The sequence below is a fragment of the Acidovorax sp. WCS2018Noco2-16 genome (assembly GCF_031843945.1).
In the GTDB taxonomy this organism is placed as follows: domain Bacteria; phylum Pseudomonadota; class Gammaproteobacteria; order Burkholderiales; family Burkholderiaceae_C; genus Paracidovorax.
The window spans coordinates 1-14,272 of sequence record NZ_JAVTJJ010000014.1 but is presented as its reverse complement, the minus strand read 5'-3'; the positions used below and the strand labels follow the sequence as shown (position 1 = coordinate 14,272).

At 62.7% G+C, this 14,272-nt stretch carries 16 protein-coding genes; 13 read left to right on the top strand and 3 right to left on the bottom strand.

All coding sequences use genetic code 11. The features are described 5' to 3' along the window. Position 1 precedes the first annotated feature (1 nt). The 6 genes from fliM (at position 2) to fliR (ending at position 3,720) form a co-directional block, all read left to right on the top strand. Complete coding sequence (gene fliM / locus RQI28_RS18655) at positions 2-1,006, top strand: flagellar motor switch protein FliM (protein WP_311224153.1); 1,005 nt, start codon at positions 2-4, stop codon at positions 1,004-1,006. After that, positions 996-1,433, top strand: coding sequence for a flagellar motor switch protein FliN (fliN, locus tag RQI28_RS18650; protein ID WP_311224152.1), 438 nt, complete (start codon positions 996-998; stop codon positions 1,431-1,433). The genes fliM and fliN overlap by 11 nt, the downstream gene beginning before the upstream one ends. Positions 1,434-1,440: 7 nt before the next feature. Further along, entirely contained in the window at positions 1,441-1,836 is a 396-nt protein-coding gene (locus RQI28_RS18645; protein WP_311224151.1) for a flagellar biosynthetic protein FliO, read from the top strand. A gap of 88 nt (positions 1,837-1,924) precedes the next feature. Further along, complete coding sequence (gene fliP / locus RQI28_RS18640) at positions 1,925-2,629, top strand: flagellar type III secretion system pore protein FliP (RefSeq protein ID WP_311224196.1); 705 nt, start codon at positions 1,925-1,927, stop codon at positions 2,627-2,629. A gap of 26 nt (positions 2,630-2,655) precedes the next feature. After that, a complete protein-coding gene (gene fliQ, locus RQI28_RS18635; RefSeq protein WP_311224150.1) occupies positions 2,656-2,925 on the top strand; it encodes a flagellar biosynthesis protein FliQ in 270 nt (89 codons plus the stop codon). A gap of 24 nt (positions 2,926-2,949) precedes the next feature. Continuing rightward, positions 2,950-3,720: a flagellar biosynthetic protein FliR gene (gene fliR, locus RQI28_RS18630; protein WP_311224149.1), complete on the top strand. Its 771-nt coding sequence runs from the start codon at positions 2,950-2,952 to the stop codon at positions 3,718-3,720. A 119-nt stretch (positions 3,721-3,839) separates the two neighbouring features. Here the strand turns inward: fliR and RQI28_RS18625 are convergent, their stop codons facing one another. Both RQI28_RS18625 and RQI28_RS18620 read right to left on the bottom strand, forming a co-directional pair. Next, positions 3,840-4,469 (bottom strand): response regulator transcription factor, encoded by a 630-nt coding sequence (locus tag RQI28_RS18625; protein ID WP_311224148.1) that lies wholly within the window; start codon positions 4,467-4,469, stop codon positions 3,840-3,842. Further along, entirely contained in the window at positions 4,466-5,605 is a 1,140-nt protein-coding gene (locus RQI28_RS18620) for a response regulator (RefSeq protein WP_311224147.1), read from the bottom strand. The genes RQI28_RS18625 and RQI28_RS18620 overlap by 4 nt, the downstream gene beginning before the upstream one ends. Positions 5,606-5,767: 162 nt before the next feature. Between RQI28_RS18620 and RQI28_RS18615 the strand changes: the two genes are divergently transcribed. From RQI28_RS18615 to RQI28_RS18585, 7 genes are all read left to right on the top strand, one after another. Continuing rightward, the gene (locus tag RQI28_RS18615) at positions 5,768-6,214 is read left to right on the top strand and encodes a hypothetical protein (protein ID WP_311224146.1); all 447 of its coding nucleotides are present in this window, start codon (positions 5,768-5,770) and stop codon (positions 6,212-6,214) included. Between the two features lie 50 nt (positions 6,215-6,264). Beyond that, positions 6,265-6,627 (top strand): response regulator, encoded by a 363-nt coding sequence (locus tag RQI28_RS18610; RefSeq protein WP_311224145.1) that lies wholly within the window; start codon positions 6,265-6,267, stop codon positions 6,625-6,627. Between the two features lie 62 nt (positions 6,628-6,689). Further along, entirely contained in the window at positions 6,690-8,804 is a 2,115-nt protein-coding gene (locus RQI28_RS18605) for a chemotaxis protein CheW (RefSeq protein WP_311224144.1), read from the top strand. Positions 8,805-8,844: 40 nt separating this feature from the next. Next, the gene (locus tag RQI28_RS18600) at positions 8,845-9,333 is read left to right on the top strand and encodes a chemotaxis protein CheW (protein WP_311224143.1); all 489 of its coding nucleotides are present in this window, start codon (positions 8,845-8,847) and stop codon (positions 9,331-9,333) included. Between the two features lie 104 nt (positions 9,334-9,437). Beyond that, positions 9,438-10,313 (top strand): CheR family methyltransferase, encoded by an 876-nt coding sequence (locus RQI28_RS18595; protein WP_311224142.1) that lies wholly within the window; start codon positions 9,438-9,440, stop codon positions 10,311-10,313. 30 nt (positions 10,314-10,343) lie between these two features. Continuing rightward, positions 10,344-11,099 carry a chemoreceptor glutamine deamidase CheD gene (gene cheD / locus RQI28_RS18590; protein ID WP_311224141.1) on the top strand — a complete coding sequence of 252 codons (756 nt, stop codon included), beginning with the start codon at positions 10,344-10,346 and terminating at the stop codon, positions 11,097-11,099. A 25-nt stretch (positions 11,100-11,124) separates the two neighbouring features. Beyond that, on the top strand, positions 11,125-12,234 hold the full coding sequence (locus tag RQI28_RS18585) for a chemotaxis response regulator protein-glutamate methylesterase (RefSeq protein ID WP_311224140.1): 1,110 nt from the start codon (positions 11,125-11,127) through the stop codon (positions 12,232-12,234). Between the two features lie 39 nt (positions 12,235-12,273). Here RQI28_RS18585 and RQI28_RS18580 read toward each other — a convergent pair whose 3' ends face one another. After that, complete coding sequence (locus RQI28_RS18580) at positions 12,274-14,175, bottom strand: ATP-binding cassette domain-containing protein (protein WP_311224139.1); 1,902 nt, start codon at positions 14,173-14,175, stop codon at positions 12,274-12,276. Positions 14,176-14,272 lie beyond the last annotated feature (97 nt).

Sequence of the window (14,272 nt, the reverse complement as noted above, 5' to 3'; positions counted from 1 at the left end):
CATGAGTGATTCATTTCTGTCGCAGGAAGAGGTCGATGCCCTTTTGGAGGGCGTCACCGGCGAGAGCCAGAAAACGGCCCAGGAAGAAGTCGATGCGGGGTCGGTGCGCAACTACGACATCTCCAGCCAGGAGCGCATCGTCCGGGGCCGCATGCCGACGATGGAAATCGTCAACGAGCGGTTCGCGCGCAACTTTCGCATTGGGCTGTTCAATTTCATCCGCCGCAGCCCCGAAGTGTCGGTGGGTACGGTGTCGGTGCAGCGCTACAGCGCGTTCCTGCGCGAGCTGGCGGTGCCCACCAACTTCAACATCGTCGCCATCCGGCCGTTGCGCGGTAGCGGGCTGATCGTGTGCGAGCCGTCGCTGGTGTTCGGCATCATCGACACGCTGTACGGCGGCGTCGGCAAGTTCCAGACCCGCATCGAAGGGCGCGACTTCTCGCCCACCGAGCAACGGGTGATCAACCGCCTGGCGGACGTGATCTGCACCGAATACAAAAAAGCGTGGCACGGCATCTATCCCCTGGAGCTTGAATACCAGCGCTCCGAGATGCAGCCGCAGTTCGCCAACATCGCCACGCCCAGCGAGATCGTCGTGTCCACGGCGTTTCAGCTGGAAATCGGCGACTTGTCGGGCGCTATCCACATCTGCATGCCCTACGCCACGCTGGAGCCGATCCGCGACGTGCTGTATTCGTCCACGCAGGGCGACTCGATCGAGGTGGACCGCCGCTGGGTGCGCGTGCTGACGCGCGAGATCCAGGCGGCCGAGGTGACGCTGGTGGCCGAGCTGGCCCGCGCGGACGCCACGGTCGAGCAGTTGCTGGCCATGAAGCCGGGCGACTTCATCGAGCTGGACCGCGAACCCCGCATCCGGGCCTCCATTGGGGGGGTGCCGGTTTTTGAATGCCAGTACGGAACGCACAACGCCAAGTACGCCATCCGTATTGAAGAGTGTCTGCGCAGCGCCGACGCGAACTGGATGGGAGATAAGAATGGCAACTGAAGACAACAAGGACGGGGCTGCAGAAGACCCGTTTGCAGGCTGGGCCGAGGCGCTCGAAGAGCAAAAGACCTCTGACGGCGCACCGGGCGAGGCAGAGCAGGGCGGCCCGCTGTCGGGCGAGCCCGTGCGGCCGTTCTCCGCATCGGGCAACGACGGGCCCATGAACGACATCAACATGGTGCTGGACATTCCCGTGCAGCTGTCGGTCGAGCTGGGCCGCACCAAGGTGCCGATCAAGTACATCCTGCAGCTGGCGCAGGGCTCGGTGGTGGAGCTGGACGCGCTGGCCGGCGAGCCCATGGACGTGCTGGTCAATGGTTACCTCATCGCCCAGGGCGAGGTGGTGGTCGTGAACGACAAGTTCGGCATTCGGCTGACCGACGTCGTGACGCCATCGGAGCGCCTGCGCCGTGTCAGCCGGGGATAGCGGCAGCATGACCCAGACGCTGCTGGTGGTGGTGCTGTTCGTGGCCGCCATGGCAGCGCTGCCATGGCTGGTGCGGCGGCTGCAGCAGCGCAACGCCGGTCGGCTGTCGACAGCAGCTGGCGTGGGCGCGTCGCGCGTGTTGTCGGCCGTGGCCGTGGGCCCGCACCAGCGCGTGGTGACGGTGGAGGTCGGCCCCGAACAGCAGCGCACGGTGCTGGTGCTGGGCGTGACGGCGCAACAGATCAACTGCCTGCACGTGTTGCCGGGGCAAGGGCTTGGGCAGACACCCGCGCAGGGGCACACACCTTTGCCTGCGACTGCGCTGCCCGTGCGCACCGAGCCCGGCTTTGCCGGCGAGATGGCTGCCGCCTCGGCGCGACAGGAAGCGGGCCACCATGGCTGAGCCCTTGCAACGTCGCACTGACTGCCGGAGCCCTGCGACGTCGGTCGCGCACCGCGCACTGGCGTGGATTGCATTCCTGGCCGCGTTGATGGCCGCACCCACAGTTTTTGCCCAGAATGCGGGCACCTTGCCCCTGCTGATCGGCTCGGGCGGCGGCAGCAACAGCTATTCGGTGCCGATCCAGACGCTGCTGTTTTTCACGGCGCTGTCGTTTCTGCCGGCCGTGCTGCTGATGATGACGGGCTTCACGCGCATCGTCATCGTGCTGTCGCTGCTGCGCCAGGCCATCGGCACGCAGTCGGCGCCGCCCAATCAGGTGATCGTCGGGCTGTCGCTGTTCCTGACCTTCTTCGTCATGGGGCCCACATTCGACCGCGTGTACCAGGAGGCCTACGTGCCGTACACGACCAACGCCATCACCTTCGAGCAAGCGCTGGAGCGCGGCGAGGCACCCATGCGCGCCTTCATGCTCAAGCAGACGCGGCAATCCGACTTTGCGCTGTTCTCGCGCCTGGCCAAGCTGCCCGCCGAAACTACGGCGGAGACCGCGCCGCTGCGCGTGCTGGTGCCGGCCTTCGTCACCAGCGAGCTGAAGTCGGCGTTCCAGATCGGCTTCATGATCTTCATTCCGTTCCTGGTGATCGACATGGTGGTCTCCAGCATCCTCATGTCGCTGGGCATGATGATGCTGTCGCCCGTGCTGGTCGCGCTGCCCTTCAAGCTGATGCTGTTCGTGCTGGCCGACGGCTGGAACCTGCTGATCGGCTCGCTCGCCGCGAGCTTCGCCACCTGACCCTCTTCATCTGACGAGTCGCCACCATGACCCCTCAATTCGCTCTCACCATCGGCCGCGAGGCACTTACCTTGCTGCTGATGATCTCCATGCCCCTGCTGGGCGTGGTGATGGCGGTGGGGCTGCTGGTCAGCATCTTCCAGGCGGTCACGCAGATCCACGAAGCCACGCTGGCCTTCGTGCCCAAGCTGATCGCGGCCATGGTGGTGTTCGCCATCGCCGGCCCCTGGATGATCGCCACGCTGGTGGATTACCTGCGCCGCACCATCGAATCGATTCCCTCGGTGGTCGGCTGATACGCCGGTGACGGGGTTGCGGGCGTGATCACGTTCACCGAGGCGCAGATCATGGCGTGGCTGACGCCCGTGCTGTGGCCTTTTCTGCGCGTGCTGGCGGTGTTCGCCGTGGCGCCCGTGTTCTCCATGCGCGTCATTCCCATGCGGGCCAAGATCGGCCTGGCGTTTCTGGTGGCGTTGTCTGCACAGGCGGTGCTGCCCGAGGCGCCCGTCATCGACCTGAACGGCCGCGCCGCCCTGGGCGCCGTGGCGCAGCAGGTGGTGGTGGGGCTGGCAATCGGCTTTGCCGTGCGGCTGGTGTTCGCCGCCGTCGAGCTGGCGGGCGAGGTGATCGGCCTGCAGATGGGGCTGAACTTCGCGTCGTTCTTCGACCCGACCTCCAACGGGCAGATCAGCGCAGTGGCACGGTTCTTCGGCCACATGGCCACGCTGCTGTTCATCGTCATCAACGGGCACCTGCTGGTGCTGATGGCGGTGATCAAGAGCTTCGAGCGCTTTCCGGCCGACGGCAACTTCATGCAGGCGCTGGGCCAGATGCGGGTGTACGAGCTGGGCTCGTCCCTCTTTTCTAGCGCGCTCTGGATCGCGCTGCCCATGGTGGCGCTGTTGATGTTCGTGAACCTGGCGCTGGGCATCATCTCGCGCGTGGCGCCGCAGATGAACATCTACGCAGTGGGCTTTCCCGTCACGCTGACCGTGGGCATGCTGGGCATCGCCGCCACGCTGCCCATGCTGGAGCAACCGGTGATGGCGCTGATGCAGCAGTCGATCGACCTGTTCGCCACGCAGCGCTGATTACTATTAATTTAATAGCTGCTAGCGCTTGTTTATTAAGGGATTCAATGCCCTGGGGCATTGAAGTGCTTGTGCATCAAGCGCAACAAGCTATTAAATGAATAGCAAAACGACTGTTTTCACACCAGCTGATTGCGGATGGCGTAGACCGTGAGCTCGGCGTTGTTCGACAGCTTCAGCTTTTCCAGCACGCGGGCGCGGTAGACGCTCACGGTCTTGGGGCTGAGCATCAGCTCTTCGGCAATGTCCGACAGCCGCCGGCCGGAGGCGATCTTCACCAGCGTCTGCAGCTCGCGCTCGGACAGCGCCTCGTGCGGCATTTCGTTCGTCGGCTGCGCCAGGCTGTCGGCCAGCATCTGCGCCACTTCGGCGGTCAAGTATTTGCGGCCCTGCACCACGGTGCGCACGGCGGCGATCAGCTCGATCGGGTCGCCCGCCTTGTTGGCGTAGCCCTGGGCGCCGGCGCGCAGGCAGCGCAGCGCGTACTGGTCTTCGGGGTACATCGAGACGATCAGCACCTTCATCGCCGCATGCGTTTCTTTCAGGCTGGCCAGCACTTCCAGGCCGCTGCGCCCGGGCAGGTTCAGGTCCAGCAGCAGCACGTCGCACTGCGCGGTGCGCAACACGTCGCGCAACTCGGAATAGCTGCCGGCCTCGCCCGTCACGGAGATGTCGGGCGCCTCCGTCAGGGTGTCGCGAATGCCTCGTCGCAGCACCGCGTGATCGTCACAAAGCACCACATGAATCACTGTGCGTCTCCTTCATCCGTGTCCGCTGGCCCGTCTGATGGTAGCCCCAGCGGCACCGACAGGATGATGGAGGTTCCCCGCCCCGGCTGGCTGCTGATGTCCAGCCAGCCGCCCACGGTGCGCGCGCGCTCCTGCAGGCCGCGCAGTCCGAAGGATTTGGGCTTGGCGCGACTGGTGGCCAGATCCATGCCGACGCCGTCGTCGGTCACCTCCAGGGTGAGCACACCCTCGGTATCGCCCAGGTCGATGCGCACCAGCGAGGCCTTGGCGTACTTGGACACGTTGGTCAGCGCCTCCTGCGCGGTGCGGTAGGCCACCAACTGCACGGCGGCCGGCACATCCACCGTTTCGCGGCTGGTGGCCAAGCGGGTGGGCACGCCGGTGCGCCGCTCGAAGCTTTCGGCCAGCCACTGCACGGCCGCCACCAGCCCCTGGTCGAGGATGGGCGGGCGCAAGTTCATCATGATGCGCTGGCTCGCGTCGATGGCGTGCTGCAGCATGTCCACGGCCGCGCCCGTATGCTCCCGCATCGCGTCCGAGTCGGTGTGCCGACCGATCCAGGCCAGATCGAACTTCACCGCCGTCAGCGCGCCGCCGATGTCGTCGTGGATCTCGCGGGCGATGGCCGCGCGTTCCTGCTCGATGGAGGTCTGCAGGTGTTCGGTCAACGCGGCCAGGCGCTGCTCGGAATCGGCCAGTTCGGCGGCCGCCTGTTCGCGAGCCCGCCGCGCCTCGGCCACTTCGATGGCCCGGGCGATCACGTGCGGCAGCCGGGCCATGTCGTCCTTGAGCAGGTAATCGGCAATGCCCAGCCGGATCGCGTCCACCGCCGCGGCCTCGCCGATGGCGCCGGACAGCAGCACGAAGGGCGGGTGATCAATGCGCTGCGACACCGCGCTCCAGGCATCCAGCGCGGTGAAGCCCGGCAGCCGGTAATCGGCCAGGATCAGGTCGAACGGTTCGGTATCGAGCCAGTGCGCCAGCGTTTCCAGTGAGTCAGCGTGGCGAATTACACACACCACTCCCGCGCGGCGCAGTGTCAGGCAGGCCAGCTCATGGTCAACGACAGAATCTTCGAGATGCAGGATGCGCAAGGGCTTATTCGGTACACCAGAGTCCATGGGAGTCGGTATCATAGGATACATATTGGAACAAATAAGGCCGGACGTTCCGAGGAACAGTGTTCAGGAGTCGTGGCGAAATGCCGAACAAGGATCTGGATGGTTGGCGCAGCCCACCACCAGTTCGCCCAATGGGTTATCGCGTGCCTTGCAGCCGCCTGCAGCGACGGAGAAACGATGCAATCTACGCTAACACCGCCTGGGGAGCCAGGTGTACAGGTCCCCGTGATGGTGGCTGCCGAGTTGCAGGACTCCCTGCTGGTGGTCATGCACGACCTGCATCGTCTGGAAGGCCTGCTGAGCCACGCCACCGACAACCTGCTCGAACGCTTCGGCGAAGCGAACAGCGCACTCACCGATGACGTGGTGGGCGACTCTCCACACCTGGCATCGGTGCGCACCGCGTTGCGCAGTGCGGTGACCGAACTGCAGTTTCAAGACATGGCTTCGCAGCTGATCTGGCACACCACCAAGGTGTTGCAGGGTTGTGCATTTCGCCTAGCGTCCGAGGCCATGGGTGACGAAGATGGCGAGGAGGCAGCGCCTTTCGCCGACATGGCGCCCGACCGCCCCAATCCCGTGACCCAAAGCGAGATGGACGCCGGCTCGATAGATCTTTTCTGAGGGCTCATGGCCCTGGTTCACCTATATATTCAAGTCAGTTGGAGCCCTACATGCAATCGATTCTTGCCGTTGATGACTCTCCGTCCATGCGGAAAATGGTGGCCTTCACCCTGACGGGTGCCGGTTATCACGTGGTGGAGGCGGTGGACGGCCAGGATGCGCTTGAAAAGGCCGAGGCCCACGACATTCACCTGGTGCTGGCCGACCAGAACATGCCCCGGCTCGACGGCATCGGTCTGACGCGCCGGCTGCGCGAGCACCCGCGCTTCAAGACGGTGCCTATCCTCATCCTGACCACGGAATCCAGCGACCAGATGAAGCAGGCCGGCCGCAGCGCCGGCGCCACCGGCTGGCTGGTCAAGCCGTTCGACCCCAATCGCCTCATCGAGGTGATCCAGAAAGTGATCCGCTGAGCGGACGTTGCGTAAGCACACAGCATCAGCAGACGATTCCCCGTACACAGGAGCTCCCAATAATGGCGGATAGCTACCAAGAAGGCGCTGGCGCCGACTTCGACCTCAGTCAGTTCTACCAGATCTTTTTCGAAGAAGCAGGGGAGAACCTGGATCAGATGGAGCAGATGCTGCTGCATCTGGACCTGACCAATGCCAATGACGAAGAACTCAACGGCATCTTCCGTTGCGCGCATTCGATCAAGGGTGGGTCGGCCACCTTCGGCTTCTCGGACGTTGCCGAATTGACGCACCAGATGGAATCGCTGCTCGACCGTCTGCGGCGCCATGAACTGCAGCCGGTTCCCCAGATGGTGGACGTGCTGTTGGAATCGGCCGATGCGTCGCGCAGCCTGCTGGCCCGCCACCAGGCTGGCGGCCAGGGCGAGGCCGTGTCCACGACCGAGTTGGTGCGCCGTATCAGCGAATTGGCTTCGGGCTCTGTGCCCGCCGCCGCTGCGCCCGCTCCTGCACCAACCCCCGCTCCTGCTCCTGTGGCTGCGCCGATGGCACCGTCCATGCCCGCTGCCGCACCGGCCGTGCCGGGCGGACCGAGGTCGCTGCAGATCGACATCGGTCCGATGGAGCGCGCCTCGCAGGCCGACGCCATCAAGGAACTGTTCCGCGATATTCCCGGTCTGGGTTCAATCAGCGATGTGGAGGCTTCGGTTCCCGGCATGCGGTCCTTCGCCGTAGAAACCACGTCGACCGACGACGACCTGCTCGATCTCTTCGCCTTCCACGTTGCCAAAGAGCAGGTCAGCATCCGCTTGGCAGGCGGCCAGGAATCGGCGGAAGCCGAGGCTGCACCCGCCATCGCCGAGGGCGAGTCGTACGGTTTCTTCAGCGACTCGCCTGGCATGCCGGCTGAAGTCGCACAAGCGGTGCAGCCTGCTGCAGCGCAGCCCGCCACGGCCGTTGCGACCCGGGTGGCCGCCACGGCAGAGCCCAAGGTGGTTACCCAGGCTCAGATGGAGTCCACCACCATACGTGTCGCGGTCAACAAGGTCGACCAGCTGATCAACCTGGTGGGCGAGCTGGTGATCACGCAGGCCATGCTGGCGCAGAACAGCCGCGGCCTGGATGGCGGCGTTTACCAGCAGTTGCTGGCGGGCCTGGCCGATCTGGACCGCAACACCCGCGACCTGCAGGAATCGGTCATGTCGATCCGGATGATTCCGATGTCGATCGTGTTCAACCGCTTCCCGCGCATGCTGCGCGACCTGGCCAACAAGCTGGACAAGAAGGTGGATTTCGTCACGCTCGGCGAGGCCACCGAACTCGACAAGAGCCTGGTGGAGAAGATCACCGATCCGCTGACGCACTTGGTGCGCAACAGCTGCGATCACGGCATCGAAATGCCGTCCGAGCGGCTGGCCGCAGGCAAGCCGGAGCACGGCACCATCACGCTGTCGGCATCGCACCAGGGCGGCTCCATCGTGATCGAGGTGCGCGACGACGGCAAGGGCCTGTCACGCGAGAAAATCCTGCGCAAGGCGCGTGAACGCGGACTCGACGTATCAGACCAGATGACCGACCCTGAGGTGTGGGGCCTGATCTTCGCGCCGGGCTTTTCCACTGCGGACGTGGTGACCGATGTGTCCGGCCGTGGCGTGGGCATGGACGTGGTCAAGAAGAACATCGCCGCGCTGAACGGATCGGTCGAGATCGACTCTGCCGAAGGCTACGGTATGCGCGTGTCGGTGCGACTGCCGCTGACGCTGGCCATCATGGACGGCATGTCGGTCGGCGTGGGCGAAGAGGTCTATATCCTGCCGCTGTCTTCGGTGGTGGAGTCGTTCCAGGTCAACCCGGACGACGTGAACACGGTGGCCCAGGGCTCGCAACTGGTCAAGGTGCGTGACGAGTACATGCCTGTCATCTCGCTGGAGCGCGCCTTTCAGGTGCCCCGCGGCGACAGTGGAAAGTCGAGCAACATCATGGTGGTGGTGGAGGCTGATGGCAGCCGCGTCGCGCTGCTGGTGGACGAACTGCTGGGCCAGCATCAGGTGGTCGTGAAAAACCTCGAAACCAATTACCGCAAGGTTCCAAACGTGTCTGGCGCCACCATTCTGGGTGACGGCACCGTGGCGCTCATTCTGGACACTGGCGCGCTGGTGCGCCGTGCCCGCCACTGAGATCAATGGACGCAAGCGTGGAGCAACAAGGAGTGTCGGCATGAATGTGATGGAAAAGACGGGTGAGACTGCGGTCGCCGGCGCAAGGGAATACCTGACCTTCCGGCTGGACCAGGAAGAGTACGGAATCGACATCCTGAAAGTTCAGGAAATCCGTGGCTACGAGCCGCCAACGCGCATTGCGAACGCGCCCGACTTCATCAAGGGCGTGACCAATCTGCGCGGAACGATCGTTCCCATCGTGGACATGCGGCTCAAGTTCAACTGCTCGCGTGCCGACTACAACAGCTTCACGGTGGTCATCATCCTGAATCTGCGCAACCGGGTGGTCGGCATCGTGGTCGATTCCGTGAGCGACGTGATGGAACTGGCTGCTGAAAATATCCGCTCCGCGCCGGACATCGACAGCGCCATCGACAACAGCTGCATCCTGGGCTTGGGTTCGGTGAACGAACGCATGCTGATCCTGCTCGACATCGAAAAGCTCATGTCGAACGTAGACATGGGTCTGATGTCCGACAACGACTGAGCCGTCAGGCGGGCAGCGCAGAACGGCTTTGTCTTCCTGGCCGCTTGGCGGTCCCCCGGTACTGAAACGCGCAGCACCCATAACCTTCAGCGGAGTCGTCCCGAATGCGCCCCCCCCACAGTACCGCCCAGAATGCCGATGCAACGGCTGCCGCGCCTACCGGCCCCTTGGCGCAGGGCCGGGAGTTCGTCTGGACCAACGCCGATTTCTCTCGTGTGCAGGCGCTGATCTATCAACGCGCCGGCATCAGCCTGCATGATGGCAAGCACGCCATGGTGTACAGCCGGCTGTCGCGCCGGCTGAGAGAAACCGGGCACTCCAGCTTTCAGGAGTATTTGAGTTGGCTTGAAACGCACGATGGCCCCGAATGGCAGGAGTTCATCAATGCACTCACAACCAATCTGACCGCGTTCTTTCGCGAGCAGCACCATTTCGAGATCTTTGCCACGCATTTGCGCACGCGCGCGGCGGGCCCCTGGCATGTGTGGTGTAACGCGGCGTCGACAGGCGAAGAACCCTACTCCATCGTCATGACGGCGCATGAGTCGCTCGGCGCTAATGCGTCCTTCAAGCTGACGGCGAGCGACATTGATTCGCGGGTGCTTGCGACGGCCGGTGAGGGGGTGTATCGGTTGGACAACCTCAAAGGGCTGAGCCCCGAGCGGATGCAGCGTTTTTTCATGCGCGGCAAGGCATCGAATGCCGGATTGGTACGGGTCAAGCCAGAGTTGCGGCGCGCCATTGATTTTTTGAGCGTCAACCTCATTCGTGACGACTGGCCTTTTCGTGAACCGTTCGATGTGGTGTTCTGCCGCAACGTGATGATCTACTTTGACGCGCCTACACAGCGGCGCGTGCTGGAACGCATTCACCGGGTGCTGAAGCCGGGTGGCATGCTGTTCGTAGGCCATGCGGAAAACTTCAGCGAATCGCGCGACCTCTTCACGCTGCGCGGCAAGACGGTCTATGAGCGCCGCTGATTTCACAGCACACAGCCAGAAGAAGCTCCCATGACTACCAATCGTCCAGCCCTTCCACCCACGTCGGCTGCGCTGCCCTTCGCGGCGGTAGAGCGACGCCGCGCTCCCCGCATCGCGCCTCTAAGCGCTGATATCTATTCGCCAAGCACGGCGACAGGCGCCGCCAAGGAGTCGTCGCTGCAGGAGTTGAAGGCCAGCCCGCGCAAGCCGGGCGAAGCGTCGTTCTTCTTTGCAGATCACCACTTTCAGCACAACGCGGTGAAGGTGCTCCCCGGCGAATATTTTGTGACCGAGGAGAGCATGGTCATCATGACGGTGCTGGGTTCTTGCATTGCCGCATGCCTTTGGGACAGCCGTGCGCGCGTAGGTGGCATGAATCATTTCATGCTGCCCGATGGCGACACGAACGATGTGTCGGGGCGTTATGGCTCGTACGCCATGGAGTTGCTCATTAACGAGATGCTCAAGCGGGGTGCCCGGCGTGAAAGCATGCAGGCCAAGATCTTTGGCGGAGCGCAGGTGATGCACAACTTCACCACCATGAACGTAGGCGAACGCAACACCCAGTTTGTGCTGAGCTATCTGCAGACCGAGCGTATTCCCATCGTGTCGGAAGATGTGCTCGACATCTACCCTCGCAAGGTGGTGTTTTTCCCGGTGACGGGCAAGGCCATGGTCAAGCGCCTGGCCCATGCGCATCCAGACGCGTCGGTGGAGCAGGAAGTCCGAGGCAATGCGGTGACGGTGGCCAAGGCGACTGCTGGTGGGTCGGTGGATTTGTTTTGAGAATGCATAACGAAGGTTGGATGCAATGAGCAGGAAGATCCGCGTTGTCGTGGTAGATGATTCCGCCCTGGTGCGCAGTCTGCTGGCGGAAATCATCAACCGGCAGGCCGATATGGAGTGCATTGGCACGGCCAATGACCCGCTGATTGCCCGCGAGATGATTCGTGAGACAAATCCTGATGTGATCACGCTGGACGTCGAAATGCCACGCATGGATGGCATCGATTTCCTAGGGCGTCTGATGCGCCTGCGCCCCATGCCCGTGGTCATGATTTCCACGCTGACCGAGCGTGGTGCGGAAGTGACTATGCGCGCCCTGGAACTGGGCGCCGTCGACTTTGTTGCCAAACCCCGTGTCGGCTTGGCCAGTGGGTTGAACGACCTGGCCGCCCAGATCGTCGAGAAGATTCGTGTCGCTGCCGTGGCACGCGTGCGTCGTGCGCCCGTGCGTGAGTCAAGCAGCGTCACACATCCAGGCACTCCAGGCGCAACCGCGCCAGTACCGGTGTCGTCTGCTGCGCTGCTGGGTCGTGTTTCGACCGAGAAGTTGATCTGTATCGGGGCTTCCACCGGGGGAACCGAAGCCATCCGGGAAGTATTGATGCAGATGCCGGCGGATTCGCCGGCCATCGTGATTACGCAGCATATGCCCCCCGGCTTCACCACCAGTTTCGCTGCACGCCTGAACGGGTTGTGTCAGATCACCGTCAAGGAAGCGGTTCATGGTGAGCGCATTCTTCCTGGACACGCTTACATCGCGCCAGGCGGCACGCAGTTTCACGTATCGCGCAGCGGCGCGAACTACGTGGCGGTGGTGGATGACAGCCCGCCGGTAAATCGCCACAAGCCGTCGGTGGAGGTGCTTTTCAAGTCTGCCGCTGCGGTGGTGGGGCGCAATGCGTACGGAATCATGCTGACGGGCATGGGCAACGACGGTGCCGCCGCCATGCGTGAGATGAAGAATGCAGGCAGCTACAACTACGTGCAGGACGAAGCCAGTTGTATCGTCTTCGGCATGCCACGGGAGGCCATTGCCCATGGCGCTGCCGATGAAGTTCTGCCATTGACCCAGATCGCGTCAGCATTGATCACCCGCCTGCGCGGATCGACCGACCGGCTGCACCACCGAATCTGACCGGGTTCAATGCCGGTCAGCGGGCCGGCTGCACTTTGGCTAGTGGGCCAGCGCTTCCCATCGCTCCAGGCTCAACATGAGCTGGGCTTCGATTTCCGCCTCGCGCGCATGAAGCTCCGCTGCTTTGGCTGCATCTCGTGCATAGAGGCTGCCATCTGCAAGCGCATCCTGAACTTGTTTTTGCTCCGCCTCCAAGCCCGCGATCTGATCCGGGAGCTGATCCAGCTCCCGCTGTTCCTTGTAGCTAAGCTTCTTTTTTGATAGCTGCTCACGCTCGCTACCACTGGGTTGGGGCGTGATTTTGCTAATAACTGCAGCTGGAGCCGGATTGGGCGGAGCCGGCGTACTTGCTGCAAGCGACCGGGCTCGGCGAGATTGCAGCAACCAATCCTGCACGCTACCTTCGTACTCACGCCAGTGTCCGGCGCCCTCACACGCGATGGTGCTGGTGACTACGTTGTCGAGGAAAGTGCGGTCATGGCTGACCAAAAAGACCGTGCCGTCATAACTCTGAAGCAGCTCTTCCAGCAGATCCAGAGTGTCGATGTCCAGGTCGTTGGTAGGTTCGTCCAGCACGAGCACGTTGGCGGGGCGGGCGAAAAGGCGCGCCAACAGCAAGCGATTGCGCTCACCCCCTGACAGTGAGCGAACGGGAGAGCGGGCCCGGGCAGGAGAAAAAAGGAAATCGCTCAGATAGCTCTTGACGTGTTTGCGCTGATTGCCGATCTCGATCCATTCGCTACCCGGGCTGATGAAGTCTTCCAGTGTGGCGTCGAGGTCGACGGCATGGCGCATCTGGTCGAAGTAGGCCACCTGGAGATTGGCTCCCCGGCGGATGGTGCCCACATCGGGCTCGAGTTCCCCCAGGATCATTTTCAGCAATGTTGTCTTGCCGGCGCCATTCGGTCCGATAAGGCCGACCTTGTCTCCCCGCAAAATCGTCCCACTGAAATTGGTGACGATGACCTTATCGCCAAAAGCCTTGCTGACCTCAGACAGCTCGGCCACGATCTTGCCTTGGTAGCCATTTTGGCTTCCTGACGCCACATCCATGCGCACGCTTCCCAGAGCCTCGCGGCGCTCGGCTCTATGAACGCGCAGTTCCTCCAAGCGACCGATTCGGCTCTGACTGCGTGTACGCCTCGCTTCGACGCCACGCCGCACCCACACTTCTTCTTGAGCAAGCAACTTGTCCGCCTTGGCGGAGATGACTGCCTCTTGAGCCAATTGCTCTTCTTTCTGTGTCACGTACTGGACAAAGTTGCCTGGGTACGACCGTAAGTGCCCACGATCAAGTTCCACGATGCGGGTTGCTACCCGATCCAGAAAGGCGCGGTCATGGGTAATGGTGACGACACTACCGTTGAAGTCGATCAGCAACTCCTCTAGCCACTCGATCGAATCAAGGTCCAAGTGATTGGTCGGCTCGTCCAGTAAGAGTACGTCTGGTCGGGCCACCAACGCCTGGGCTAGTGCCACACGCTTTTTGGTGCCACCGGACAGCGAACCAACAGTCGCATCACCATCTAGGTGGAGGCGGTGCAGCGTCTCTTCTACGCGCTGCTCCCAGTTCCATGCGTCATAGGCTTCGATTTGGGTCTGCAAGGCATCGAGATCCAATCCATCAGCGCCAGACAGGTATTGATCGCGCAGCTGAATGACCTTGCCCAGTCCTTGGGACGCGGCGTCGAAGACTGAAGAGGTGGGATCAAGTTCAGGCTCCTGCGCCACGTAAGTGATGCGGATTCCCTGTTGGACCTGCATTGCGCCATCGTCTGGCTTGGAGATGCCGCCAAGAATCTTCAAAAGAGAGGATTTGCCTGCGCCGTTGCGACCGATCAAGCCTACGCGTTCGCCAGACTCCAAAGAGAAGCCTGCATGATCTAGAAGCGCCACGTGCCCAAAGGCCAGCTGCGCATTGATGAGAGTGATAAGAGCCATGATCCATTATCCTTGGCCTTCTCAAGGAGGGCGGACTCCCTGATGCCTGATCCTTGGAGCATGGCAGCAAGTTCTTTGCCCAAACTCTTAAAAGAGT

Coding starts and splice junctions, on each gene's coding strand:
- fliM (WP_311224153.1), top strand. CDS start 2: ATGAGTGATTCATTTCTGTCGCAGGAAGAGGTCGATGCCCTTTTGGAG.
- fliN (WP_311224152.1), top strand. CDS start 996: ATGGCAACTGAAGACAACAAGGACGGGGCTGCAGAAGACCCGTTTGCA.
- RQI28_RS18645 (WP_311224151.1), top strand. CDS start 1,441: ATGACCCAGACGCTGCTGGTGGTGGTGCTGTTCGTGGCCGCCATGGCA.
- fliP (WP_311224196.1), top strand. CDS start 1,925: ATGGCCGCACCCACAGTTTTTGCCCAGAATGCGGGCACCTTGCCCCTG.
- fliQ (WP_311224150.1), top strand. CDS start 2,656: ATGACCCCTCAATTCGCTCTCACCATCGGCCGCGAGGCACTTACCTTG.
- RQI28_RS18620 (WP_311224147.1), bottom strand. CDS start 5,605: ATGATACCGACTCCCATGGACTCTGGTGTACCGAATAAGCCCTTGCGC.
- RQI28_RS18615 (WP_311224146.1), top strand. CDS start 5,768: ATGCAATCTACGCTAACACCGCCTGGGGAGCCAGGTGTACAGGTCCCC.
- RQI28_RS18610 (WP_311224145.1), top strand. CDS start 6,265: ATGCAATCGATTCTTGCCGTTGATGACTCTCCGTCCATGCGGAAAATG.
- RQI28_RS18605 (WP_311224144.1), top strand. CDS start 6,690: ATGGCGGATAGCTACCAAGAAGGCGCTGGCGCCGACTTCGACCTCAGT.
- RQI28_RS18600 (WP_311224143.1), top strand. CDS start 8,845: ATGAATGTGATGGAAAAGACGGGTGAGACTGCGGTCGCCGGCGCAAGG.
- RQI28_RS18595 (WP_311224142.1), top strand. CDS start 9,438: ATGCGCCCCCCCCACAGTACCGCCCAGAATGCCGATGCAACGGCTGCC.
- cheD (WP_311224141.1), top strand. CDS start 10,344: ATGACTACCAATCGTCCAGCCCTTCCACCCACGTCGGCTGCGCTGCCC.
- RQI28_RS18585 (WP_311224140.1), top strand. CDS start 11,125: ATGAGCAGGAAGATCCGCGTTGTCGTGGTAGATGATTCCGCCCTGGTG.
- RQI28_RS18580 (WP_311224139.1), bottom strand. CDS start 14,175: ATGGCTCTTATCACTCTCATCAATGCGCAGCTGGCCTTTGGGCACGTG.